The following is a 21,843-nucleotide window of genomic DNA, read 5'->3' as shown; positions in this document are numbered from 1 at the left end:
GGGCGGGGCCGGGGGTCTGGAATGATGGGGTCGATGACCCAGCAGCTCGACACCTCCGCCGTCCCCTCCGTCGTCCTGGAGGCTGGACGCCGCTTCGCCTCAGCCGGCCACGACCTCTCGCTCGTGGGCGGTCCCGTGCGCGATCTCTTCCTGGGCCGGGTCGCCACGGACCTCGACTTCACCACGGACGCGACTCCCGATCAGACCCTGGCCGCGGTGCGCGGATGGGCGGATGCCACCTGGGAGATCGGCCGGGACTTCGGCACGATCGGGATGCGCCGGGGTGATCAGCAGCTCGAGATCACCACGTACCGGGCCGAGGCCTACGATCCCTCCTCCCGCAAGCCCGTCGTGGCCTTCGGCGACAGCCTCGAGGACGATCTGGTGCGCCGGGACTTCACGATCAACGCGATGGCGCTGCGGCTGCCCTCGATGGAGCTGGTGGACCCGCACGGCGGCGTGCGGGATCTGGCGGCAGGCGTGCTGCGTACCCCGGGCTCCCCGCATTCGTCGTTCGACGACGACCCCCTGCGGATGATGCGCGCAGCCCGCTTCGCCTCCCAGCTCGACCTGCAGGTCGCCCCGGAGGTGCTGGCGGCCATGACGGAGATGCACGAGCGCCTGGAGATCGTCTCGGCCGAGCGGGTGCGCGAGGAGCTGATCAAGCTGATCTGCGGCAGGGCCCCGCGCCGCGGGGTGGAGATCATGGTCGACACCGGCCTGGCCGACGTCGTGCTGCCGGAGGTGCCCGCGCTGAAGCTCGAGACCGACGAGGCCCACCATCACAAGGACGTCTACCAGCACTCGCTGACCGTGATGGAGCAGGCCGCGGAGCTGGAGACCGGCCCCGACGGCCCCGTGCCGAGCCCGGACCTGGTCCTGCGGCTGGCGGCGCTGCTGCACGACGTCGGCAAGCCAGCGACCCGGCGCTTCGGCCCGGACGGCGCGGTCACCTTCCGCCACCACGAGACGGTGGGGGCCAAGATCGTGAAGAAGCGCATGAAGGCGCTGCGCTTCGACAACGACACGATCGCCGCCGTCACTCGCCTGGTCGAGCTGCACATGCGCTTCTACGGCTACGGCGACGCCGAGTGGACCGATTCCGCGGTGCGCCGCTACGTGCGCGACGCCGGCCCCCAGCTCGAGCGCCTGCACCGCCTCACCCGTTCTGACGTCACGACCCGCAACCGCCGCAAGGCCGCGCGCCTGGCGCGGACGTACGACGAGCTCGAGCAGCGGATCGCGCAGCTGGCCGATCAGGAGGAGCTGGAGTCCATGCGCCCCGACCTCGACGGCGAGCAGATCATGGCGATCCTGGGCATCCCCCCGGGGCCGCAGGTGGGGAAGGCCTATAAGCACCTGCTCGAGCTGCGCCTGGACGAGGGCTCTCTGGGCGAGGAGGAGGCCGAGAAGCGGCTGAGGGCTTGGTGGGAGAGCCAGTGAGCGCACCCGCGCAGTCCGAGACGGGCCGGAGGGGCTGGCGGTCGCCGCGCGGCATGCGCTCCGGGCAGTGGCTGTGGCTGCTGCTCGGGCTCGGCACCTGGACCATGATCGTGGCCTGGCTGCTGCGCTTCTCGTGCCATCAGCTGGGGTGGAACGGGGCGCACACCCAGCAGCTCGTCTGCTACTCCGACATCGGCTACCTGTTCACGACCCGGGGGATGTCCGACGGGAGCTTCGCCTACCTGTCGCAGGATCCCTCCGCGCTGCTGGAGTACCCGCTTCTGCAGAGCCTGATCGCCACGGCGACGGGTCGTGCCGCCTACGGCCTGGGCGAGGGGCTGCCCGTGCCGACGGTGCAGAACATCTACTTCGATCTCAATGCCGGGCTGCTGCTGCTCGTGTGGCTCGCCGTCGTGGTGATGGTCGCGGCCATGGGCACTTCCACGGTCCACACCGCGGCGCTGGCCGTCTCCCCGGCGGTGGCCGCCACGGCCCTGATCAACTGGGATCTGTGGCCGGTGCTGACCTCGGTAGCCGCGCTTCTGGCCTTCCAGCGCAGCCGCTGGGCCGTCGGCGGCGTGCTGCTGGGACTGGGCACGGCTCTGAAGCTGTGGCCGTTCGTGATGCTCGGGGCGGTGATCGTGCTGGCGCTGCGCCGGCGCGAGCTGCGCCCGGCGGTCAAGGCGGTCGTCTCGGCCGTCGTCGCATGGGTGGTCGTCAACGTGCCCTTCGCCCTGTGGGACCGCCAGCAGTGGAGCTGGTTCTGGAGCTTCTCGGGTGAGCGCGGTGCCGGGTTCTCGTCGATCTACCACGTGTGGAACGTCGTGTGGGCGCCGGAGCTGGGCGCGCAGCCGCTGGCGGCGGAGTCGCTCAACGTGATCGCCTACGGGGCGTTCGCCCTGTGCTGCGCCGGGATCCTGGTGCTCGGACTGAAGGCCGAGCGCGAGCCCTCGCTCGCGGAGCTGTCCCTGCTGATCGTGGCCGCCTTCGTGCTGACCAACAAGGTCTACTCCCCGCAGTTCGTGCTCTGGCTCGTGCCGCTGGTGATCCTGGCGGCCCCCCGTCTGCGGGAGTACGCCGTCTGGCAGGTCATCGAGGTCGTGCACTGGATCGCGATCTTCAGCTGGCTGCACTCGATGATCACGGACCAGCCCGACGAGGAGGCGATGAGCCGCTTCTACGCAGCGGCCGTGGTGCTGCACATGCTGGCGGTGCTCTGGCTGTGCGCTCGTGTCGTCGTGCGTCTGCTGCGGGGCCGGCCGGTCCACGATCCGGAAGGCATCAGCGCGGACGTCGACGAGACCGAGGCCGCCCCGGCTATCCTGAGCGCGGATCGCAGTGCCGGATCCTCCCCCGTGCGGCTCCCGAGCGCTGCCGGGGTCCCAGACACCGGAGCAGAAGGGGCAGGACGCCATGGCTGATCGGCGCCCCACCAAGGGCACGACCAACGGGCTCGTGGTCTTCGTGCTCGGCATCCTGGCCGTGCTGGTCTCGTTCCTGCTGCGGGTCCCGTGCCGCGTGCCCGAGTGGAATGTGGACTCCCGCTTCCCGGGCCTGTGCGCGGCCGAGCTGCAGCCCGGCGATCTCTCCGTGACGCCCGGGGGCATGCTCTCCGGCTTCTTCACGGGAGGCCCCACGGGCGATCAGCCGATCGTCGTGGGCATGTTCACCTCGATCCTGGGCTGGATGACCACTGGTCTGGCCGAGGCCTTCAGCTTCGAGATCACCCCGAACACGGTCCTGGACCTCACCGTCTTCCTCACGGCCCTCGTGTGGGTCGTGACCATCACGGCGGTGGCCTCGCTGTCCGGCAAGCAGCCCTCGGACCCCGTGGTCCTGGCCTTCGCCCCCACCGTCCTGCTGGTCGGCTTCACGTCCTGGGACCTGTGGGCCGTGATGTTCATGATGCTGGCGGTCGCCTCCTACATCCGGGGCTCGCCGGGGGTGGCAGGCGTGTGGATCGGGCTCGGCGCCACTGTCAGCTTCCTGCCGCTGCTCGTGCTGATCGCCATCCTGTTTCTGGCCGCCCGCTACCGCTACATCGGCGATTTCGTCAGCGCGATCGTGGTCTCGCTGATCGTCTTCGCCATGGTCAACGGGCCGTTCATGGTCCAGGAGTTCGACCGCTGGCGCGAGCGCGTGGGCCAGACCATGAGCGCGCCGGTCTCGAACGACTCCGGCTGGAGCGTGTGGAACGCCCTGGGTGCGCCGAGCACCGGGCTGTCGATCGATCCGGCGAACCTGGATCAGGTCTCCATGATCGCGATCCTGCTCGGGGCCGTGGCGGTGCTGCTGGTGACCGTGCTGGCCGGCAAGGAGCCGAGCATCGTCCAGGTGCTGCTGATGATGCTGGCCGTCTTCCTGCTGTTCAACCGGGACTGGTCGCTGCTGCAGTCGGTCTGGCTCGTGCCGCTGGTGATCCTGGCCCGGCGCAGCTGGATCGAGTTCTTCCTGTGGCAGGCCGTGGAGGTCGGCTACTGGGCCACCATGAATGCCCCGGGCGGCACATGGGAGACCCAGCCGCTGTTCGGGGACTGGGGCTGGTCGCCGCAGGCGCTGCTGTCTGCGGCCCGCTACCTGTTCCTCATCTGGTTCATCGTCATCGTCGCCGTGGACATGCAGCGAGGCCGCCGTGCGACCCAGATCGGCGTGGCCGCGAGGAACGCATGAACCTTCCGGCCGGCGCCTCTGCGGAGACGCGGCCCGAGCTCGCCTCCCCGAAGCTCAATCCCGACGAGCGGCGGCGCAGACGGCGGCTGCGCCGGTCCCTGTGGACGTGGCTGATCGTCGTGGTCCTGCTCATCAGCGCCGGCGGCACAGCCCTGAACTGGTTCATCGTGGACCGGGACCCGGAGGAGCCGGTCGAGGACTGGCTCGACGCCATGGTCGACGGACGCTCCCGCCAGGCCCTCGCCCTGTTCGGCGACTTTCGCGGAGGCACCGGCGCGGAGAGCATGCCGAACGCGGCATACAGGCAGGCCGAGGGCCGGATCGACGCATGGAAGATCGTGGAGGTCCAGCGCGACGGCGACCGGGCCCAGGTCACTGCATCGGTGCACTGGCCGGACGGGCAGGTGCCGGAGGGCGCCGAGCAGGGCGAGGAGTTCACCTGGTCCGTGCATCGGCTCCGGCGCACCGGGCCCCTCAACGACAGCTGGGAGCTGGACTCCGTGGATGCCAGCACGCTGACGGTGGCCGCGCCCGGCGTCCGGGAGATCGCCATCAACGGCGAGCGGATCGGACTGGACCCCCAGGACCGCACCGTGGCCGATGGCGCCGGGGGCCAGTGGCAGTGGGAAGCCCTGCCGGGCCGGTTCGTCGTGGACCTGCCCCAGGGCGATCACTACGTCCTGGCCGAGTCGATCCCCCCGGTGGAGGTGCTGCTCGGGGATCCGCAGCCGCAGGAGGTCGTCGTGGAGCTGGAGCCCTCCCCGCAGCTGTGGGCCGAGGCGGACCAGGAGATCGCTCACAGCCTCGAGGACTGCATGCGCTCCAGCTCCGTGAGCCCCCAGGGCTGCCCCGTCTCGAGGCGTTGGGCCGAGGGCGGTGTGCCGCGCGCCGGCGCCTCGGACGATGCCGAGATCGAGACCCCCGAGGCCGGCCTCCAGGCCCCGGAGCCGGGCACCGAGATCACCGAGGTCGAGTGGGAGCTGGTCTCACGTCCGCCGCTGTGGCTCATCCCCGATGAGACCACCGACTCTGCGCTCGACTGGGTCGCCGACGAGCAGGCGGAGGCCGAGGCGCGACTGTCCTATCGGGAGGACGGTCGGCAGGTCGAGGAGATCGTCCGCTTCCCCGTGCACGTCGACGTCACCTCCGACGGCCGGGACGCCCGGATCGAGATCGCGCTGCGCTGAGCGCGGCCGGTGCTGACGGCAGGTCGCATGCCGCAGCCGCCATGGACCGCAGATCGGCGGTGGTGTACAGTCGATCAGTCTGTGCGGACAGGGCCCCGTCGGGGCTGACTGCCACGGACACGCATTGAACCTCCTGCTGCGGAGAGACCGCAGCCGTTCCAGCCCGAAGGAGGTGGGTTCTTTCCATGCGCGAATACGAGCTGATGGTCATCATCAACCCGGAGGTCGACGACCGCGCGGTCGAGCCGACCCTGAAGAAGTTCCTCGAGGTCGTCACCCGTGAGAACGGCACCGTCGACAACATCGACATCTGGGGTCGCCGCCGTCTCGCCTACGAGATCCAGAAGAAGTCCGAGGGCATCTACGCCGTCGTGCGCTTCCACGCCGAGCCCGCTACCTCTCAGGAGCTCGACCGTGTGCTGAACCTCAACGAGGCGATCATGCGCACCAAGATCATCCGTCCCGAGGAGCAGCGGATCCACCCGCACCACGACGTCAACGGCGAGCCCGTCGCCGAGACCGCCGAGGCCTGAGCACCCCCGCGCCGGTGACGGCGCGAGCTGCATCGAGTGCGATCCCACCGACCCCGTCCTGAGCGGCGGAGGAGGATGGGGGAGCACCAGCCCCATCACCGCGAGTTCTCCGGAAGGAGAGTCCCATGGCCGGCGACACCATCATCACCATCATCGGCAATCTGACCGCTGAGCCCGAGCTGCGCTTCACGCCGTCGGGAGCGGCCGTCGCGAACTTCACGATCGCGTCGACCCCGCGCCAGTTCGACCGTCAGTCCAACGAGTGGAAGGACGGCGAGACGCTGTTCATGCGCTGCTCGGTGTGGCGGGAGGCGGCGGAGAACGTCGCCGAGACGCTGCAGAAGGGCATGCGCGTCATCGCCCAGGGACGGCTCAAGTCCCGCTCCTTCGACACGAAGGAAGGCGATCGCCGCACGGTGATGGAGCTCGACGTCGATGAGATCGGCCCGTCGCTGCGCTTCGCTTCGGCGAAGGTCAACCGCCAGTCCCGCGGAGGCGGGTCGGGCGGCGGCTTCAGCGGCGGCGGCCAGCCCTCCGGCGGCGGTGGCGGCTGGGACAACGGCGGCGGCTTCGGCGGCAACCGAGGCGGCGGCCAGCCTTCCGGCGGCTACAACCAGGGCGGTCAGGGCGGTGGGCGCCAGCAGGCGGCCCCGCAGAACGATCCCTGGGGCCAGTCCGCCGGCGGCAGCTACGACTGGGGCACCGGACAGGACGACGAGCCGCCGTTCTGATCGGCGGCCCGAGCGCCTGAGTCCTCGCACCGACCCGGCGGTGAACCGGGAGACAGAACACATTTCCATCCCGCAGAGCACTGCGGGCTCCACGCTTCAGAAGGAGCACCACGATGGCGAAGCATGAGATTCGCAAGCCCAAGCCGAAGGCGAACCCGCTCAAGGCCGCAGGCGTCACCGAGATCGACTACAAGGACGTTGCGCTGCTGCGCAAGTTCATCTCCGACCGCGGCAAGATCCGCGCCCGTCGCGTGACCGGCGTCTCCGTCCAGGAGCAGCGCAAGATCGCCCAGGCCGTCAAGAACGCCCGTGAGGTCGCCCTGCTCCCCTACGCCGGCTCCGGCCGCTGATCGGAAAGGAACACACTCATGGCAAAGATCATCCTGACGCACGAGGTGTCCAACCTCGGTTCCGCCGGTGACGTGGTCGAGGTCAAGGACGGGTACGCCCGCAACTACCTCTTCCCGCGCGGCTTCGCGACCCAGTGGTCCAAGGGCGCCGAGCGCCAGATCGAGTCCATCAAGGCCGCTCGCGCGGCCCGTGAGCTCGCCTCGCTCGAGGACGCGCAGGCGCTGGCCGCCTCGCTGACCTCGGCCACCGTCACGGTCCCGGCCAAGGCCGGAGCCGAGGGCCGTCTGTTCGGCTCGATCAAGGCCGAGCAGGTCGCCGAGGCCGTCAAGGCCGCCGGCCTGGGCGAGATCGACAAGCGCAAGGTCGAGATCCGCGAGCAGGTCCGCACCGTCGGCACCTACCAGGCCACCGTGCGCCTGCACGAGGACGTCAACGCGAACATCGAGTTCGAGGTCGTCCCCGCCTGATCCTTCAGGTGAGCCGCTGAGGCGGTCCCCTTCACGATGAGCCGCTGCCCCGCACGGGGCCGCGGCTCATCGTCATGCACGGCTGACCTCGGCGCTGACGGGGCAGGGGCACGGATGCTCACAGCACTGATGGCCTGTCATCCCTTGCGCGGTCATCATCCAGGCGGCCTGGGAGCTCGGAGCCGCACTGCAGGGCAGACGAGATCCACCTGCATGGACCCGTCCTCCCGGACGGCCCACCGCGCTCCGAGCGGGCATGACGCTGCCTCTCACGCCCGTGCTACGTTCCCGGCGGTGCGCCATGCTGACACGTCTCGCCTGGAACCGCACCGTCCCCACGCTGATCGCGAGCCTGCCGCTCGCCGTGTTCGCGGTCCTCGGCTTCCGAGTGTTCTCGGTGCTGATCGGCGGAGGCTACGCCGATCCCGCCTCCGAATCCGCCCGCGCCCAGCAGATCGTGCACGAGGAGGTCGGCGGGGAAGCCAACCTGGTCGTCCTGGTGCGCGCCCCCGAAGGGGAGCAGGCCGCCGAGTCCGCCGTCGTGGCGGCGATGATCGGCGCGCTGGTCGTGCTGCCCGCGCTGCTGGCCCTGATCGGCACGCGGATCGACGCTCTCACGATCCGACGCAAGGGGCGTCCGGTCAGGGCGCTGTCGGGGCCGTCGCGGTTCTGGGGCCGGGTGGGCGACCTCGTCTATCGCAGGCCGATCCTCACGGGCGCGTCGGTGCTGGCCGCACTCGTGCTCATGGCTGCGCCCATGCTCTCGGCGCAGTTCTCCTCCCCGGATGATCGCGTGCTGCGCGAGGGGCACGACGCCCGCGCGGCCGGCGACATCCTGCGCGAGGACTTCACCTGCTCGAGCTCCGCGGCCACCGTCGGCATCGTGAGCTCGGACGTGCAGATCGAAGATCTGGAGTCCTACTCCGTGGAGGCCTCGCAGATCGACGGCGTGGACAACGTCATGGCCATCACCGGCACCTACGTGGACGGCGGGCTCGTCTCGCCCGCCCCGCCGGGCATGGACAACCAGCTGGAGTCCGAGGACTGGTACTCGCTGCGCGTGCCCGGGCCCTCGGACGGGCTCAGCGATCAGGCGCTGGTGATGAACGTTCTGGCGCTGTCGACGGTGCTCGGCGTGGTGACGCCATCGCCTTCGGGCCGTCGATGGACTACGAGCTGTTCCTGATCGGGCGCATTCACAGGTGAGCTTCATGCAGTTGTTCGGGCTGGGCACCGCGTTCGCGATCCTGCTCGACGCCACCCTGGTGCGCGGTGTCCCGGTGCCGGCGTTCATGCGGATCGACAGGACGGGCCAACGGGTGGGCGCCGGCCCCGCCGCGGTGGATCCACGACTGGATCTGGCTGGCCGAGGCCCCGGAGGACCCGCACACGGGCCCCCTGACGCAGTGGCAGCCGGAGGAGTACGGGACCACATCACGCCGCCGTCGGCCCGACGACGCCGCGGCCGCCACGTGACCGAATCCGCGCCGCGGCACCGGAGGGTCCGTGGTGAGGCGCTCGGACCGCGCCGGCGTTCAGCGGCGGTCGGTCATCGGCTCGTCCTGGGTCAGCGCCTGGTCGAAGAACGCCAGCTCGTGGCGGCAGCCCGCCAGGTAGGCCCGCTGCGCCGCCGCGCGGCCTGAGTCCGAGCTCTGGGCGAGCTCCCGCTCGACGCGCTCCAGGGCCGCAGCCGTGGCCGCCACGAACTCGGGATCGCGGTAGGTCTCCAGCCACGCGGCATACGGGTGATCGGGTTCCACGTCCGGCAGGGTGGCCCCCACCTGGGCGTAGAGCCAGAAGCAGGGGAGCACCGCGGCGGCGCCCACGGCGCGGTCCTGACCCATGGTCGCCGCCAGCAGGAAGTCCGTGTACGCGGCGGTGACGGTGCTGGCGGGCTCGTGAGCGGCTCCCGGCCGGGAGGCCATCCAGGTGCGGTGCAGCTGCGCCTCCTCCGTCAGACAGCCGACCGAGGCCTGCGCCCAGGCGAGCTGGTCGGGGGTGTGGTCGCAGCGCGCCGACAGGGCGGCCAGCGCACGGGCGTAGCCGGCCAGGTAGAGCGCATCCTGAGCCAGGTAGAACGTGAACCGGGTGTCGCTGAGGGTGCCTTCCAGCAGGGCGCGCACGAACGGCGAGTCCTGGATCGCGGCTGCTGTCTGCCCGCCGGCCGCCCACAGCGCTTGGGTCCACGGGCCGGCAGGTTCGACAGCGGGCTGGGGCTGGTTGTTCATGGTGGAGCTCATCAGGGACATCCCTTCGCCAGTGCGATCTGGAGCAGGTTCCACGGGTCTGATCTCAGCGCCGGCGGCGCACCCCGTGTCCGTCGTCCACTGTAGGCGGCAGGGCCGGATGCCGACAGGGCGGCGGTCCGCTCCGTCCCTCGAGACAAGACCTGCCCATATGTCACAGTCGACATATGGGCAGTTCAGAGGGCCTCTAGGTGCGCGGTGAGTCCGTCAGGAGCCGTCGTGGCCCTTGAGGAGGCTCGCGAAGTCCGTGACCGGACCCAGGTCCACACCGCTGCGACGCGGAGCCTGGGCGGGTTCGGTGGGCAGGAAGCCCGCCACCCCCGCGGGGTCGGCCACCAGTGCCGTCGCCATCTCGGCGGCCGCTCGGGCGATCCGCGACTCCAGGCCGGCGGTGTCGCCGGCGCCGAAGTCATCGGTCGCGGCGAACACGCCCGTGGGCAGCACGACCGCCCTCGAGTAGGAGAACAGCGGGCGCAGCGCATGGTCCAGGACCAGGCTGTGGCGCGGGGTGCCTGCCGTGGCGGCGATGAGCACCGGCAGATCGATCAGGGCCTCGTCGTCCAGGACGTCGAAGAACATCTTGAAAAGCCCCGAATAGGAGGCCCGGAAGATCGGCGTGACGGCCACCAGGCCGTCCGCCCCGGCGACCAGCCGCTTGACCTCATCGAGCTGCGGAGCGGGCAGCCCTCCGGTGGTCATGGTCTGGGCCAGGGGCAGGGCGAGGTCCCGCAGCTCCACGTGGTGGACTTCCAGAGCCTCTCCACGGGCGCCCACCTGGGACTCGATGGCCTGGGCGATCCGATCTGCGAGAAGGCGCGTGGACGACGGCGAGGACAGTCCCGCCGAGACGACGATGAGCTGGCGCGGCATCAGTCCGACTCCTCCTCATCCTGTGGCTGCGCGTTGATCACCTGACGGTGCTTGGACTCCGGTCCCTGAGCACGCAGGGCCTCGTGGGTGGGCGGATCCGACGGCACGTGTGCCGGACGGCGGGCCTCGAAGCCCTCACGCAGGCGGGGGACGATCTCACGACCCAGGATCTCGATCTGCTCCAGCACGATCTCCTCGGGCAGGCCGGCGTGGTCCAACAGGAACATCTGGCGCTGGTAGTCGCCCACCTGATCGGCGTAGCCCAGGTAGCGCTCCACGATCTGATCCGGAGTGCCGACCCTCAGCGGGGTCATGCGGGAGAAGTCCTCCAGCGACGGGCCGTGGCCGTAGACGGGGGCATTGTCGAAGTACGGGCGGAAGACCCGCTTGGCCTCCGCCTCGGTCTCGGCGGCGAAGATCTGCCCGCCCAGGCCCACGATCGCCTGGTCGGGGGCGCCGTGGCCGTAGTGCTCGAAGCGCTGGCGGTAGAGATTCACCATCGAGGCGGTGTGCTCGATGTTCCAGAAGATGTGGTTGTGGAAGAACCCGTCACCGTAATAGGCGGCCTGCTCGGCGATCTCGGGGGAGCGGATCGAGCCGTGCCACACGAACGGCGGGGTGTCATCCAGCGGCCACGGGGTGGAGGTGTAGCTGCTGAGCGGGGTACGGAACTTGCCCTGCCAGTTCACGACCTCCTCGCGCCACAGCTTGCGCAGCAGGTGGTAGTTCTCGATGGCCAGCGGGATGCCCTGGCGGATGTCCTTGCCGAACCACGGGTAGACCGGGCCGGTGTTGCCGCGGCCCATGGTCAGGTCGATGCGGCCGCCGGAGAGGTGCTGGAGAAAGGCGTAGTCCTCCGCGATCTTCAGGGGGTCGTTCGTGGTGATCAGCGTGGTGGCCGTGGAGAAGCGCAGGCGCTCGGTCTGGGCGGCGATATAGGCCAGGTGCGTGGTGGGTGAGGAGGGCACGAACGGCGGGTTGTGGTGCTCGCCGGTCGCGAAGACGTCCAGTCCCACCTCTTCCGCCTTGAGGGCGTACTTGGTCATCGACCGGATGCGCTGGGCCTCGGACGGCGCCTTGCCGGTGGTGGGATCCGGGGTGACGTCGCCGATGGTGAAGATGCCGAACTGCATGGTGCTCGCTCTTTGGGTGCGCATCGCGATTACCGGCAGATGTCTGGTGATCGCGTGACGTTTCACGGAACAGTATGCGTCTATATAGGTGACATGTCAACCATTAGGTCCGCTGTGCTTGAGGGACGGCGGGAACGACGAACGCGCTGTCGTCGTGACGCGCCAGGCCGTGTCCGCGCAGGGCGGCAGCCGGCCTGCGCGGGTCAGTCGATCGGTGCGCAGTCCGGGCGGCGGATGTCGAGCTTGCGGGCGATCCGGGAGGTGATGCGGTCCAGGTCATCGATGTCCTGCGCGTCGAGGGCGTCGAAGAACGACCTGCGCACTGCGCCCAGGTGGCCCGGGGCGGCGTTGGCGAGGGCCTGGCGGCCGGTCTCGGTGAGCTGGGCGAGCTGCGCCCGGCCGTCGTCCGGAGCCGCGCAGCGGGCGATCAGACCGCGCTTCTCCATCCGCGTGAGGTGGTGGGACATGCGCGAGCGCTCCCAGTCCAGCAGTCCGGCGAGCTCGGTGATGCGGCAGGAGGAGCTGTCGCTGTCGTTGAGCATGACCAGGACGTCGTAGTCCTGCAGGGAGAGCCCGGAGTCTGACTGCAGCTGCGAGGACAGGGTGGCGGGGATGCGGCTGCTCACGGCGAGCCAGCGGCGCCAGACGGTCTCCTCATGCTCGGAGAGCCAGTCGACGTCCTTGCCCGTTCCGGCCGCACCCGCGCTCGAGGGGGAGCCTCCGGAGTGGTCAGGATCTGCGGGGAGGCTGCGGGGGTCGGTGTCGGAGGGCGTCGTCATGTCTCCAGGATAGCGACAAAGGTGACGCGTCATCAGTGGTTGCCTGCGGGTTGTCGCTCACGTTCCCGGGCGCGGGCGTCCAGCACGGGATGGCACCATGTCCGCCATGGCCCCCAGCTCCCGCAGTGCACGATCGCAGACCGCAGCCGCTCGCGCCTTTACGGCTCCTGTCTCTCAAACGCGCCGCAAGGGGCGGGCCGAGCCGCGGCTGCTGCCGATCGCCGTCATCCTGTGGATCGTGGGGCTCGCGGCCTTCCTGGCCGGCTTCGGCCTGGGCAACACCGGTTCCGGTGCGGCCATGACCCTCACGTTCTTCGGGGGGCTGATCGTGGCCACGATCGCGGAGGTGGGGGCGTTCCTGACCGCACTGGCCAGCGTGATCTCGTATCGGCGGCATCGGCCGTGGAACGTGATCGTGATGATCCTCTCCGTGCTGATCAGCCCGGCCACCCTGATCCTGCTGCTGCAGCTGGCCATGGGGTCCTGAGCACCACTGCTGCTCCACATGGCGCCCGACGTCACAGCTCTGTGGGAATGTCCACGTCCGGTGTGGACAGGACCTGTGGAGAGTTGTGCACACGCCGTGGAGAACCCGGTAAATATCCCTCTGACCTGGGGATTCACCGTTCGTTCATGAAGCCTCAGCTTGTGGATATCCACAGGTGGAGGGGCAGATCTGCACGGGTTGCGCACAGTCGTGCACGGCGCGCCCCACAGGGTGTCCACAAGTTGTCCACAGTCAGTGGATAAAGCCCACTCATGTAACTTCAGATGTTCTCGGACGGCGGCCTGTGACGTCTGCGCCGTGGGCCAGAATGGGCGGGCCGGGCGGCCGTCGTCGTCCTGGCCGCAGTCCACGCTGGAAAGGCCCTGCCGTGTCCGAAGAGATCCGCACTCCCCCCTACGACAACGTCGCCGAGCAGTCCGTGCTCGGCGGCATGATGCTGTCCAAGGACGCCATCGCGGACGTCGTGGAGGTGCTGCGCGGCAACGACTTCTACAAGCCGGCGCACGAGTCCATCTACGAGGCCATCATGAGCCTCTACGGCAAGGGCGAACCCGCCGATGCCATCACCGTGGCCGACGAACTGACCAAGCGCGGCGAGCTCGAGCGCACCGGCGGGCCGGCCTACCTGCACTCGCTGATCTCCTCGGTGCCCACCGCGGCCAACGCCGGGTTCTACGCCGAGATCGTGCAGGAGCGCGCCGTGCTGCGCCGCCTGGTCACGGCCGGCACCAAGATCGTGCAGCTCGGCTACTCGCAGGATGGCGAGGTCGAGGTCCTGGTCAACGAGGCCCAGTCCGAGATCATGACCGTGGCGGAGCGGCGCAACTCGGAGGACTACGTGGTCCTCAAGGACGTCGTGGAGTCCACCGTCCAGGAGATCGAGGACGCCGGCGGGCGCTCCGGCATGCACGGCGTGCCCACCGGGTTCGTGGAGTTCGACGAGCTGACCCACGGGCTGCAGGGCGGGCAGATGATCGTGATCGCGGCCAGGCCTGCTATGGGCAAGGCGCTGGCCCTCGACACCCCCATCCCCACGCCCACCGGGTGGACGACCATGGGAGAGGTCTCCGTGGGCGACCAGGTGCTCGCCGCAGATGGCGCACCCACCACGGTCACGGCCGCCACCGACGTGATGCTCGATCGGCCCTGCTACCGGGTCCGTTTCGACGACGGCAGCGAGATCATTGCCGACGAGGAGCATCAGTGGCTGACGCACACGCGTGCTGCCGTGCTTGTCGGGGCCGATGCGGCTGACGCGGAGTCGGCCGGAGTGGTGACCACGGGGCAGATCGCAGCCTCGGCGCAGCGCCATGCCGTGCGCGTCCCGGCTGATGCTCGACTGCCGCTGTGCCATGACGGCGGCATAGAGCCGGGAGTCGATCGGGCGATCGTCGCTGTGGAGCCAGTGGCCTCGGTGCCGGTCCGGTGCCTGCAGGTGGATCACCCCGAGCACTTGTTCCTCGCGGGACGCGGCTTCATCCCCACGCACAATTCGACCTTCGCCATCGATATCGCGCGCTCGGCGGCGATCAAGAACAACATGACCACCGCGATCTTCTCGCTCGAGATGGCGCGCAATGAGATCGCGCTGAAGATCCTCTCGGCCGAGGCCACCCTCAGCCTGCAGGATCTGCGCAAGGGCACTCTCCAGGACGAGCAGTGGGGCAAGATCGCCTCCACCATGGGCAAACTCGACTCTGCTCCGCTGTTCATCGACGACTCCCCGAACATGTCGCTGATGGAGATCCGCGCCAAGTGCCGTCGCCTGAAGCAGAAGCACGACCTCAAGCTCGTGGTGCTCGACTACTTGCAGCTGATGAGCTCGGGCAAGAAGGTCGAGTCGCGCCAGCAGGAGGTCTCGGAGTTCTCGCGTGCGCTGAAGCTGCTGGCCAAGGAGCTCGACGTCCCCGTGATTGCCCTGTCGCAGCTGAACCGTGGTTCCGAGCAGCGCACCGACAAGCGGCCGATGGTCTCGGATCTTCGCGAATCGGGCTCGATCGAGCAGGATGCCGACATGGTCATCCTTCTGCATCGCGATGACGTCTACGACAAGGAGTCGCCGCGCGCTGGCGAGGCGGATGTGATCGTGGCCAAGCACCGTAACGGCCCCACCAAGACCATCGTGGTGGCGTTCCAGGGGCACTACTCCCGCTTCGCCAACATGGCGAACGAGGGGTTCTGACACGGACGGCGCCTCCTGGCAGCCCCTGATGTCATCCGTGGTCAGGGGCTGCCCTGTGCTCAGCCCAGACCCTCAGTTTCCGCGATCGACACCCTGGTGCGGCGGCTCTGCGGATCCCTCGAAGGCCTGGGCCATGTCCTCCAGGAAGTCGAGCACCGCCTGCCTGGACTCCTGCGGGACCCGTCGTGCCGCCTCGAGCATCCGATCGTGGGGCTCTGTCATGACGGCCCGGACTCGTTCGTGAGCCAGCGGCTGGGCGACCACGGTCACGGATCGCCCATCGCGAGGGTGGCGCTCGCGCCGGAGGTGCCCCGTGCTGGTGAGGCGGTTGAGCAGCTTGGCGGTGGAGGCGGTGGAGATCCCCAGTTCGGTCGCCAGGGCGGAGGCGGTGAGCGGGTCGTCAGCGCGCTCGCCGGCGATGATCAGCTGCAGGGCCTTCACGTCCGTGGGATTGAGCTCCATCTCGCAGGTGACTCGGTGGTGCATATGGCGACGGGCGCGCTGAAGGCGGCGCATGGCGCGCAGGAGCTCGCGCTCGGGGGCAGAGTCGTCGTACCAGTAGGAGTCGCTCGATGATCCCTGCTCTGGGGGCCGGGTCATGAGCAGAAGGGTATCCCAGTATTTACCTAGGCAAGCTAGGTATTTCATGCGATGCTGACGTCCGTGATGAGTCATCAGAAGTCGGCGCCTGTGCGGCGCGAACTGCAGGAGGCTTGGAGCCGCGGCGAGGAGCGCTCCGCACGGCTAGGACCCGAGCACCGTCTGCTGTGGGCACAGCTCCGTGACGCAGCCTGGGGCGGGAAGGGCCTGCGTCCGGACCTCGTCCTGTCTGTCCACGCGGCCCTGGGAGGATCCCAGAGCGAGTCGGCGGCCCGGGCTGCGGCGGCGGTCGAGCTGCTGCACACCGCGTTCGTGGTCCATGACGACGTCATCGACGGCGACGACACCCGCCGCGGGCGCCCCAACGTCTCCGGAGCCTTCGCAGTCCATGCCCGCAGGGCGGGTGCGAGCGCGGCCGCGGTGCAGCGGCAGGGCTCTGCAGCAGGGATCCTGGCCGGCGATCTGGCGCTGGTCTCGGCCATGCGCCTGATGACCCGCAGCGGTGTCTCGGTCGCCCAGACCGAGCACCTGCTCGAGCTGCTGGAGGAGGCGGTCCACGCCACGGCCTCCGGCGAGCTCGCCGACGTGTGCTTGAGCCGCGTCGGCGAGGGGCACGCGCTGCAGCTCCAGGACGCCCTGCGCGTGAGTGAGCTCAAGACCAGCGCCTACTCCTTCCAGCTGCCCATGCAGGTCGGGGCCGTGCTGGCCGACGCCCCGTCGGAGCTGCTGGAGCAGCTGAGCGCGATCGGCCGACTGGTCGGCATCGGCTTCCAACTGCTGGACGACCTGCTGGGGGTCTTCGGCCGCCAGGAGCTCACCGGCAAGACCGTCGTCTCGGACCTGCGCGAGGCCAAGCCCACTGCGCTGCTGGCCCTGGCTCGAGGCACGTCGTGCTGGGCGGAGCTCAGCGCGCTGATCGGGGACCCGGACCTGGGCGAGCATCAGGCAGCGCGAGCCCGTGACCTGCTGACCGAGTGCGGGGCGAGGTCTGCCGTCCAGAATCTGGCCGAGCAGCAGTTCGACGAGGCCCTCGAACTGGCCGCCCGGGCCTCCGCGCCGGCAGAGCTGGAGGCAGTCGTGGCGCAGCTGATCGAGCGGGTCAGGGCATCGGCTGCCTCGGCCATGACGACGCACAGCGCTGAAGGTCAGTTCGGTGCGGCTCCGCTCCGGGAGCAGGCGTCATGACGGCGGTGAGGCCGGTGTCGCGCTACGACCGGGTGGCCGCGGCGAGTGCCGCAGAGGTGATCGGCCGCTATTCGACGTCCTTCGGGTGGGCTGTCCGGTTGCTCGCCGAGCCGACTCGCTCCGAGATCCGCAGCCTCTACGCACTGGTGCGCGTGGCCGATGAGATCGTCGATGACCCGGATCCGCATCTGAGTCCGCAGCTGCGCTCCGAGCTGCTGGAGGAGCTCGAGGCCGACACCCTCCGTGCCCTGCGGCACGGGCGCAGCGCCAATCTGGTGGTCCAGGCCTTCGCCTCCGTGGCACGACGGCGGGGCATCGGTCCGGAGCTGACCGGCCCGTTCTTCGCCTCCATGCGTGCCGATCTGGGACTGCGGACCCACGACGACGAGAGCCTGGGCGACTACGTCCACGGCTCCGCCGAGGTGATCGGGCTGATGTGCCTGCACTGCTTCCTGGGCGAGGACGGCGGTGCCTACGAGCGGCTGGCCCCCGGGGCGCAGCGACTGGGCGCTGCCTTCCAGAAGATCAACTTCCTGCGGGATCTGGCCGATGATCACGACCTGCTGGGGCGGACGTACTTCCCCGGCCTGGATCCGGAGGCATTCACCGACAGCCGGCGCGACGAGCTGCTGGATGACATCGATGCCGACCTGGCGGTGGCAGCAGAGGCGATCGACCAGCTGCCGCCCGACAGCCGTCGAGCGGTCCGTGCCGCCCACGGGCTGTTCGCCGAGCTCTCACGGCGCCTGCGCCGCACCCCTGCCGCGCAGATCCGGCGCACCAGGATCCGGGTGCCCGATGCGCGCAAGGCGGTCATCATCCTGCGTGCGCTGGGAGGCCGCCCATGAGCCGGGAACGTCGGGCTGTGGTCGTCGGCGGGGGCATCTCGGGGCTGGCCACGGCCGCGCTGCTGGCCCGGCGCGGCTGGTCCGTGGATCTGCTGGAGGCAGGGGAGAGCCTCGGCGGCCGAGCCGGAACGTGGGAGGCTGACGGCTTCCGCTTCGACACCGGGCCCTCGTGGTACCTGATGCCGGAGGTCTTCGAGCGGTTCTTCGAGCTGATGGGCACGAGCGTCGACGAGCAGCTGGATCTGCAGCAGCTCGATCCCGGGTACCGAGTGTTCTTCGAGGGCCACGACGAGCCTCTGGACATCGCGGCCGATGTCCGGACCAACATCGAGCGGTTCGAGGAGATCGAGCCCGGTGCCGGCCGGGTCCTGGAGCGCTACTTGGACTCCGCCCGGTCCACCTACGAGCTGGCGCTGGCCCGCTTCCTCTACACATCCTTCGACTCGCTGCGGCCCTTCATGGACCGCCGCGTCCTGGGATCGGCGCACCGGCTCGGCCCGCTGCTGCTGCAGTCGCTCGAGCGCTTCACGGCACGACGATTCCGGGACCCGAGGCTGCGTCAGGTCCTGGGCTATCCCGCCGTCTTCCTGGGCTCATCGCCGGACAGGACGCCTGCGCTGTACCACCTGATGAGCGCCATGGACCTCACGGGCGGGGTGCTCTACCCGCAGGGCGGCTTCGGCGAGCTCATGGCCGTCCTGCAGCGACTGGCTCGGGCTGCCGGAGCCCGGTTGCACACCGGGGCGGAGGTCACGGAGATCCGCACGGGCGCAGGGGGCCGTCGCGGGACACGTGCACAGGCGACGGGGGTGCGCTTCCGCGATGCCGAGGGTCTCGAGCGGGTTCTGGAGGCGGACGTCGTCGTGTCCACGGCGGATCTGCACCGCACGGAGACCACGATGCTGCCCCGGCACCTGCAGACCTACCCCGAGTCCTGGTGGGCCCGGCGCACCAGCGGTCCGGGCGCGGTGCTCGTGATGCTGGGTGTGGACGGTGCGCTGGAGCGGATGCCGCACCACAGCCTGTTCTTCACCCGGGACTGGCGGAGCAACTTCGCCGCCATCGCGGACGGTCGCGTGCCGGAACCTGCCTCGGTCTACGTGTGCAGGCCCTCGGCCACCGACCCGTCGGCTGCGCCGGCGGGTCAGGAGAACCTGTTCGTGCTCGTGCCCATGCCCGCCGACCCGCAGCTGGGACGCGGAGGCGTCGACGGCGGCGGTGATCCGCGGATCGAGGCCATCGCCGATGCCGCGATCGACCAGGTGGCTCGCTGGTCCGGCCACGAGGACCTGGCCCAGCGCATCGTGGTGCGGCGCACCGTGGGCCCCGCGGACTTCTCCGAGGACCTGGGGGCCTGGCGAGGCAGCATGCTCGGTCCGGCGCACACCCTCGGCCAGAGCGCCATGTTCCGCGCCGGCAACCGCTCCCGGAAGGTGGACGGGCTCTACTACGCCGGGTCGAGCACGATCCCGGGGATCGGGCTGCCCATGTGCCTGATCAGCGCCGAGATCGTCGCAGACCGGATCGCGCGGGAGCTGCCTTGACGGGTCTGATCTACCTGGGCGCCCTGCTGATCTCGACCGGCTGCATGGCACTGCTCGACCGCCGTTTCCATCTGGTGCTGTGGCGGGCGCCGCGAGCCGGCGCGCTCACCGTCATCGCAGGGATCGCGGTCTTCCTGCTTTGGGATCTCGCGGCCATCGCCTCGGGGCACTACGGCAAGGGGCAGGGGCCGATGACCGGGGTCATGCTGGCGCCCGAGCTGCCTCTGGAGGAGATCGTCTTCATCACCTTCCTCTGCTACCTCACGCTCGTGCTGCGGGGGCTGGTGGCGCTGGCCCTCGAGAGGGCCGCGACGACGCGCGGAGGTGCTTCATGACCTATGCCGCCCTCGCCGCGCTGTTCGTGGCCGCGACGGCCGTCGTGGCGGGTCTGGTCTCCTGGCGGCGACGCCTCGGGGCTGCCTGGTGGGCGACGACGGCCCTGACGATCCTCGGCCTGCTGCTGCTGACCGTCGTGTTCGACAGCCTCATGATCGCGGTGGATCTCTTCCGATACGACGAGGCGCAGCTGCTCGGCTGGTCCGTGGGGCTGGCCCCGATCGAGGACCTGGCCTGGCCGGTCGCCGCGGGTCTGCTGCTGCCCTCCCTGTGGGAGCTTCTCGCTCGGCCGGCGGATGACGGCGAACGGGAGAGGAGCAGCCGATGACGCGCACCGATGGAACGGCGGCAGCCGCCCGGCAGCTCGTGGGCGCCTCCCGCCCGCTGAGCTGGGTCAACACCGCGTATCCGTTCGCGGCCGCCTACTTGATGGCCGGTGGGGGATTCACTGCTGAGCTGGTGGTGGGCACGGTCTTCTTCCTGATCCCCTACAACCTGCTGATGTACGGCATCAACGACGTCTTCGACTACGAATCGGACCTGCGCAATCCCCGCAAGGGCGGGGTCGAGGGCATCGTGCTCGCCTCCCGCTGGCACCGGCTGACGCTGTGGTGGGCCTGCCTGCTGCCGATCCCGTTCGTGCTCGCGCTGCTCTGGTGGGGGTCCTGGGTCTCCGCAGCCGTGCTCGCGGTGACTCTGGCGGCCGTCGTCGCATATTCCGCTCCAGGCATGCGGTTCAAGGAGCGTCCGGTGCTGGACTCCATGACGTCGTCCGCCCATTTCGTGGGCCCGGCGGCGTTCGGTCTGGCACTCACGGGCGCGCCCCTGACGACGACGGCCGCCGTCTGCCTGCTCGCGTTCTTCCTGTGGGGCATGGCCTCCCAGGCCTTCGGGGCCGTGCAAGATGTTGCCGCCGACCGGGAGGCGGGGATTGGCTCGATCGCCAGCGCTCTCGGCGCTCGCAGAACCGTCCGGGTGGCGATCGGGCTCTATGCCGCAGCCGGGCTCGTGATGGCCGCGGCGGACTGGCCCGCGGCGCTGGCTGGGCTGCTGGCCGTGCCGTATCTGGTGAGCATCCTCCCGTTCCATGACGTGCCCGATGAGCGCTGCGAGCTGACTCGCCGCGGATGGCGGCGCTTCCTGTGGCTGAACATGGTCACGGGGTTCCTGCTGACGCTCCTGCTGCTGTGGATCGCATGGGGTCGGTGAGGGGGGGGCGGCTGCCCGGAGTCACCCGCGAGGCGGCACGTCCTGCAGGCGGAACCACAGGCGGGCCTCACGGCGCCGGGCTGCCGTGAGCACCGACCAGCCGCGGGCGTCGGCACCCGACTCGGCGACCGCCTGGTCGAGCGCATCGCGGACCAGCCAGGTCGTCACGGGGTGGGCGTGGCCGTCCATCTGCAGGACGTGCTCGAGCTCGGACGGTGACAGGTCGAGCCACTCGCACAGCTGCTGACGCGTCAGGTCCGAGACCTCGAGATGGCGGCGCAGGTCCTGACTTGTGCGCGCGGTCTGGGCGTCGGTGAGGGACATGGAGACTCCTAGGCTCAAGGCGGCTGCGGCTCCCGATGGAGGCCGACGTCGTGCCGTGCCTGTGTGAGCTGAAGCTTAGACCCGGCTCGACGGTGAGACCCGTGTCGGAAGTGCGTGAACGGTGCTCAGTAGGCTGGTGAGCATGACAAGCAGCAAGCAGCCGCTTCCGCGCGGCATCCAGCACATCGGCGTCACGGTCCCGGATCTGGACGCTGCCACCGACTTCCTGGTCCAGGGGCTCGGGGCGAAGGTCGCCTATGACGGCCTCACCCCGGACGACGAACCCCGTCAGGGAGCGGAGGTCGAGCGTCAGCTCGGTCTGCCGTCGGGGGCTGCGATCCGGCGTCAGCGCTTCATCGTCATCGGCGAGGGCCCCGGCCTGGAGATGTTCGAGATCTCCGGGGAGCAGCGCGAGGCTGCGGGTCTGGCCGACTTCGGGCTGAACCACATCTCCCTGTACTGCGACGACCTCGAGGGCTCCCGCGACCGCCTGGTCGCAGCCGGCGGTGAAGCGCTCTCGGAGATCCACGGCAACAGCCGTCACGAGGACACCCCGGGCAACGGCAGCGTCTACGTGAAGGCTCCGTGGGGGATGCTCATCGAGCTGCAGACCATCCCGGGCGGCCACTACTACCCCGAGGACTCGCAGTCCGAGGTGTGGATGCCGTCCGAGCCCGAGCAGCAGGGCTGACAGCCG

The 21,843-nt window shown here is 69.7% G+C and carries 24 protein-coding genes and 1 riboswitch; of the genes, 18 read left to right on the top strand and 6 right to left on the bottom strand.

All coding sequences use genetic code 11. The annotated features are described in order from the left end of the window. Positions 1–33: 33 nt before the first annotated feature. The 9 genes from M3E84_RS00990 (at position 34) to M3E84_RS00950 (ending at position 8,568) form a co-directional block, all read left to right on the top strand. Complete coding sequence (locus M3E84_RS00990) at positions 34–1,443, top strand: CCA tRNA nucleotidyltransferase (protein WP_259894059.1); 1,410 nt, start codon at positions 34–36, stop codon at positions 1,441–1,443. Beyond that, on the top strand, positions 1,440–2,864 hold the full coding sequence (locus M3E84_RS00985; protein WP_259894057.1) for a glycosyltransferase family 87 protein: 1,425 nt from the start codon (positions 1,440–1,442) through the stop codon (positions 2,862–2,864). Before M3E84_RS00990 ends, M3E84_RS00985 begins: the two co-directional genes overlap by 4 nt. Beyond that, entirely contained in the window at positions 2,857–4,113 is a 1,257-nt protein-coding gene (locus M3E84_RS00980) for a glycosyltransferase 87 family protein (protein WP_259894056.1), read from the top strand. The genes M3E84_RS00985 and M3E84_RS00980 overlap by 8 nt, the downstream gene beginning before the upstream one ends. Further along, positions 4,110–5,300 (top strand): hypothetical protein, encoded by a 1,191-nt coding sequence (locus M3E84_RS00975; protein ID WP_259894055.1) that lies wholly within the window; start codon positions 4,110–4,112, stop codon positions 5,298–5,300. The genes M3E84_RS00980 and M3E84_RS00975 overlap by 4 nt, the downstream gene beginning before the upstream one ends. Positions 5,301–5,485: 185 nt before the next feature. Continuing rightward, a complete protein-coding gene (rpsF, locus tag M3E84_RS00970) occupies positions 5,486–5,833 on the top strand; it encodes a 30S ribosomal protein S6 (RefSeq protein ID WP_024289509.1) in 348 nt (115 codons plus the stop codon). Between the two features lie 125 nt (positions 5,834–5,958). After that, positions 5,959–6,564 (top strand): single-stranded DNA-binding protein, encoded by a 606-nt coding sequence (locus M3E84_RS00965; RefSeq protein ID WP_259894054.1) that lies wholly within the window; start codon positions 5,959–5,961, stop codon positions 6,562–6,564. Between the two features lie 113 nt (positions 6,565–6,677). Further along, complete coding sequence (gene rpsR, locus M3E84_RS00960) at positions 6,678–6,914, top strand: 30S ribosomal protein S18 (protein WP_006214361.1); 237 nt, start codon at positions 6,678–6,680, stop codon at positions 6,912–6,914. An 18-nt stretch (positions 6,915–6,932) separates the two neighbouring features. After that, positions 6,933–7,382, top strand: a complete 450-nt coding sequence (gene rplI, locus M3E84_RS00955) for a 50S ribosomal protein L9 (protein WP_259894051.1) — start codon at positions 6,933–6,935, stop codon at positions 7,380–7,382. 301 nt (positions 7,383–7,683) lie between these two features. Then, positions 7,684–8,568: a hypothetical protein gene (locus M3E84_RS00950; protein ID WP_259894050.1), complete on the top strand. Its 885-nt coding sequence runs from the start codon at positions 7,684–7,686 to the stop codon at positions 8,566–8,568. A 349-nt stretch (positions 8,569–8,917) separates the two neighbouring features. Here M3E84_RS00950 and M3E84_RS00945 read toward each other — a convergent pair whose 3' ends face one another. The 4 genes from M3E84_RS00945 to M3E84_RS00930 all read right to left on the bottom strand — a co-directional run bounded on the left by M3E84_RS00945 (position 8,918) and on the right by M3E84_RS00930 (position 12,410). Continuing rightward, entirely contained in the window at positions 8,918–9,622 is a 705-nt protein-coding gene (locus tag M3E84_RS00945) for a hypothetical protein (RefSeq protein ID WP_259894049.1), read from the bottom strand. Continuing rightward, positions 9,614–9,706: riboswitch (TPP riboswitch) on the bottom strand. Its footprint overlaps the gene before it by 9 nt. Positions 9,707–9,835: 129 nt before the next feature. Next, entirely contained in the window at positions 9,836–10,498 is a 663-nt protein-coding gene (locus M3E84_RS00940; protein ID WP_259894048.1) for an FMN reductase, read from the bottom strand. Next, a complete protein-coding gene (locus M3E84_RS00935) occupies positions 10,498–11,631 on the bottom strand; it encodes an LLM class flavin-dependent oxidoreductase (RefSeq protein ID WP_259894046.1) in 1,134 nt (377 codons plus the stop codon). The genes M3E84_RS00940 and M3E84_RS00935 overlap by 1 nt, the downstream gene beginning before the upstream one ends. A gap of 203 nt (positions 11,632–11,834) precedes the next feature. Continuing rightward, a complete protein-coding gene (locus M3E84_RS00930) occupies positions 11,835–12,410 on the bottom strand; it encodes a MarR family winged helix-turn-helix transcriptional regulator (protein ID WP_259894045.1) in 576 nt (191 codons plus the stop codon). Positions 12,411–12,516: 106 nt separating this feature from the next. Between M3E84_RS00930 and M3E84_RS00925 the strand changes: the two genes are divergently transcribed. Both M3E84_RS00925 and dnaB read left to right on the top strand, forming a co-directional pair. Then, positions 12,517–12,897, top strand: coding sequence for a hypothetical protein (locus M3E84_RS00925; protein WP_259894044.1), 381 nt, complete (start codon positions 12,517–12,519; stop codon positions 12,895–12,897). Between the two features lie 388 nt (positions 12,898–13,285). Beyond that, entirely contained in the window at positions 13,286–15,100 is a 1,815-nt protein-coding gene (dnaB, locus tag M3E84_RS00920) for a replicative DNA helicase (RefSeq protein WP_259894043.1), read from the top strand. Between the two features lie 72 nt (positions 15,101–15,172). Here dnaB and M3E84_RS00915 read toward each other — a convergent pair whose 3' ends face one another. After that, positions 15,173–15,700, bottom strand: a complete 528-nt coding sequence (locus M3E84_RS00915) for a MarR family winged helix-turn-helix transcriptional regulator (RefSeq protein WP_259894042.1) — start codon at positions 15,698–15,700, stop codon at positions 15,173–15,175. 66 nt (positions 15,701–15,766) lie between these two features. Between M3E84_RS00915 and M3E84_RS00910 the strand changes: the two genes are divergently transcribed. The 6 genes from M3E84_RS00910 to M3E84_RS00885 are packed head-to-tail and all read left to right on the top strand — an operon-like array spanning position 15,767 to position 20,822. Next, positions 15,767–16,885, top strand: coding sequence for a polyprenyl synthetase family protein (locus tag M3E84_RS00910; protein ID WP_259894041.1), 1,119 nt, complete (start codon positions 15,767–15,769; stop codon positions 16,883–16,885). Then, positions 16,882–17,733, top strand: coding sequence for a squalene/phytoene synthase family protein (locus M3E84_RS00905; protein ID WP_259894040.1), 852 nt, complete (start codon positions 16,882–16,884; stop codon positions 17,731–17,733). The genes M3E84_RS00910 and M3E84_RS00905 overlap by 4 nt, the downstream gene beginning before the upstream one ends. Next, positions 17,730–19,277, top strand: coding sequence for a phytoene desaturase family protein (gene crtI, locus M3E84_RS00900; RefSeq protein WP_259894039.1), 1,548 nt, complete (start codon positions 17,730–17,732; stop codon positions 19,275–19,277). The genes M3E84_RS00905 and crtI overlap by 4 nt, the downstream gene beginning before the upstream one ends. Further along, positions 19,223–19,612 (top strand): lycopene cyclase domain-containing protein, encoded by a 390-nt coding sequence (locus M3E84_RS00895; protein ID WP_311200407.1) that lies wholly within the window; start codon positions 19,223–19,225, stop codon positions 19,610–19,612. The genes crtI and M3E84_RS00895 overlap by 55 nt, the downstream gene beginning before the upstream one ends. Then, positions 19,609–19,941 carry a lycopene cyclase domain-containing protein gene (locus tag M3E84_RS00890; protein ID WP_259894037.1) on the top strand — a complete coding sequence of 111 codons (333 nt, stop codon included), beginning with the start codon at positions 19,609–19,611 and terminating at the stop codon, positions 19,939–19,941. The genes M3E84_RS00895 and M3E84_RS00890 overlap by 4 nt, the downstream gene beginning before the upstream one ends. After that, entirely contained in the window at positions 19,938–20,822 is an 885-nt protein-coding gene (locus tag M3E84_RS00885; protein ID WP_259894036.1) for a prenyltransferase, read from the top strand. The genes M3E84_RS00890 and M3E84_RS00885 overlap by 4 nt, the downstream gene beginning before the upstream one ends. A 21-nt stretch (positions 20,823–20,843) precedes the next feature. On the opposite strand, the gene M3E84_RS00880 is transcribed toward M3E84_RS00885, so the two are convergent. Further along, entirely contained in the window at positions 20,844–21,146 is a 303-nt protein-coding gene (locus M3E84_RS00880; RefSeq protein WP_259894035.1) for a DUF2316 family protein, read from the bottom strand. Between the two features lie 142 nt (positions 21,147–21,288). Here M3E84_RS00880 and M3E84_RS00875 point away from each other — a divergent pair, with 142 nt between their 5' ends. Continuing rightward, positions 21,289–21,837: a VOC family protein gene (locus M3E84_RS00875; RefSeq protein ID WP_259894033.1), complete on the top strand. Its 549-nt coding sequence runs from the start codon at positions 21,289–21,291 to the stop codon at positions 21,835–21,837. The last annotated feature ends 6 nt before the right edge of the window (positions 21,838–21,843 follow it).

The sequence above is a fragment of the Kocuria sp. p3-SID1428 genome, assembly GCF_025149945.1.
GTDB lineage: Bacteria > Actinomycetota > Actinomycetes > Actinomycetales > Micrococcaceae > Kocuria.
The sequence above is the reverse complement of the archived record's forward strand: the minus strand, read 5'-3'. Positions and strand labels throughout refer to the sequence as shown.

Bases quoted from the DNA above. Each gene is read 5' to 3' on its own strand.
- M3E84_RS00930 (WP_259894045.1), bottom strand. From the start codon at position 12,410: ATGACGACGCCCTCCGACACCGACCCCCGCAGCCTCCCCGCAGATCCT.
- crtI (WP_259894039.1), top strand. From the start codon at position 17,730: ATGAGCCGGGAACGTCGGGCTGTGGTCGTCGGCGGGGGCATCTCGGGG.
- M3E84_RS00950 (WP_259894050.1), top strand. From the start codon at position 7,684: ATGCTGACACGTCTCGCCTGGAACCGCACCGTCCCCACGCTGATCGCG.
- M3E84_RS00910 (WP_259894041.1), top strand. From the start codon at position 15,767: ATGAGTCATCAGAAGTCGGCGCCTGTGCGGCGCGAACTGCAGGAGGCT.
- M3E84_RS00965 (WP_259894054.1), top strand. From the start codon at position 5,959: ATGGCCGGCGACACCATCATCACCATCATCGGCAATCTGACCGCTGAG.
- rpsF (WP_024289509.1), top strand. From the start codon at position 5,486: ATGCGCGAATACGAGCTGATGGTCATCATCAACCCGGAGGTCGACGAC.
- M3E84_RS00945 (WP_259894049.1), bottom strand. From the start codon at position 9,622: ATGAGCTCCACCATGAACAACCAGCCCCAGCCCGCTGTCGAACCTGCC.
- rplI (WP_259894051.1), top strand. From the start codon at position 6,933: ATGGCAAAGATCATCCTGACGCACGAGGTGTCCAACCTCGGTTCCGCC.
- rpsR (WP_006214361.1), top strand. From the start codon at position 6,678: ATGGCGAAGCATGAGATTCGCAAGCCCAAGCCGAAGGCGAACCCGCTC.
- M3E84_RS00925 (WP_259894044.1), top strand. From the start codon at position 12,517: ATGGCCCCCAGCTCCCGCAGTGCACGATCGCAGACCGCAGCCGCTCGC.
- M3E84_RS00940 (WP_259894048.1), bottom strand. From the start codon at position 10,498: ATGCCGCGCCAGCTCATCGTCGTCTCGGCGGGACTGTCCTCGCCGTCG.
- M3E84_RS00890 (WP_259894037.1), top strand. From the start codon at position 19,609: ATGACCTATGCCGCCCTCGCCGCGCTGTTCGTGGCCGCGACGGCCGTC.
- M3E84_RS00980 (WP_259894056.1), top strand. From the start codon at position 2,857: ATGGCTGATCGGCGCCCCACCAAGGGCACGACCAACGGGCTCGTGGTC.
- M3E84_RS00990 (WP_259894059.1), top strand. From the start codon at position 34: ATGACCCAGCAGCTCGACACCTCCGCCGTCCCCTCCGTCGTCCTGGAG.
- M3E84_RS00935 (WP_259894046.1), bottom strand. From the start codon at position 11,631: ATGCAGTTCGGCATCTTCACCATCGGCGACGTCACCCCGGATCCCACC.
- M3E84_RS00875 (WP_259894033.1), top strand. From the start codon at position 21,289: ATGACAAGCAGCAAGCAGCCGCTTCCGCGCGGCATCCAGCACATCGGC.
- M3E84_RS00975 (WP_259894055.1), top strand. From the start codon at position 4,110: ATGAACCTTCCGGCCGGCGCCTCTGCGGAGACGCGGCCCGAGCTCGCC.
- M3E84_RS00905 (WP_259894040.1), top strand. From the start codon at position 16,882: ATGACGGCGGTGAGGCCGGTGTCGCGCTACGACCGGGTGGCCGCGGCG.
- M3E84_RS00880 (WP_259894035.1), bottom strand. From the start codon at position 21,146: ATGTCCCTCACCGACGCCCAGACCGCGCGCACAAGTCAGGACCTGCGC.
- M3E84_RS00885 (WP_259894036.1), top strand. From the start codon at position 19,938: ATGACGCGCACCGATGGAACGGCGGCAGCCGCCCGGCAGCTCGTGGGC.
- M3E84_RS00915 (WP_259894042.1), bottom strand. From the start codon at position 15,700: ATGACCCGGCCCCCAGAGCAGGGATCATCGAGCGACTCCTACTGGTAC.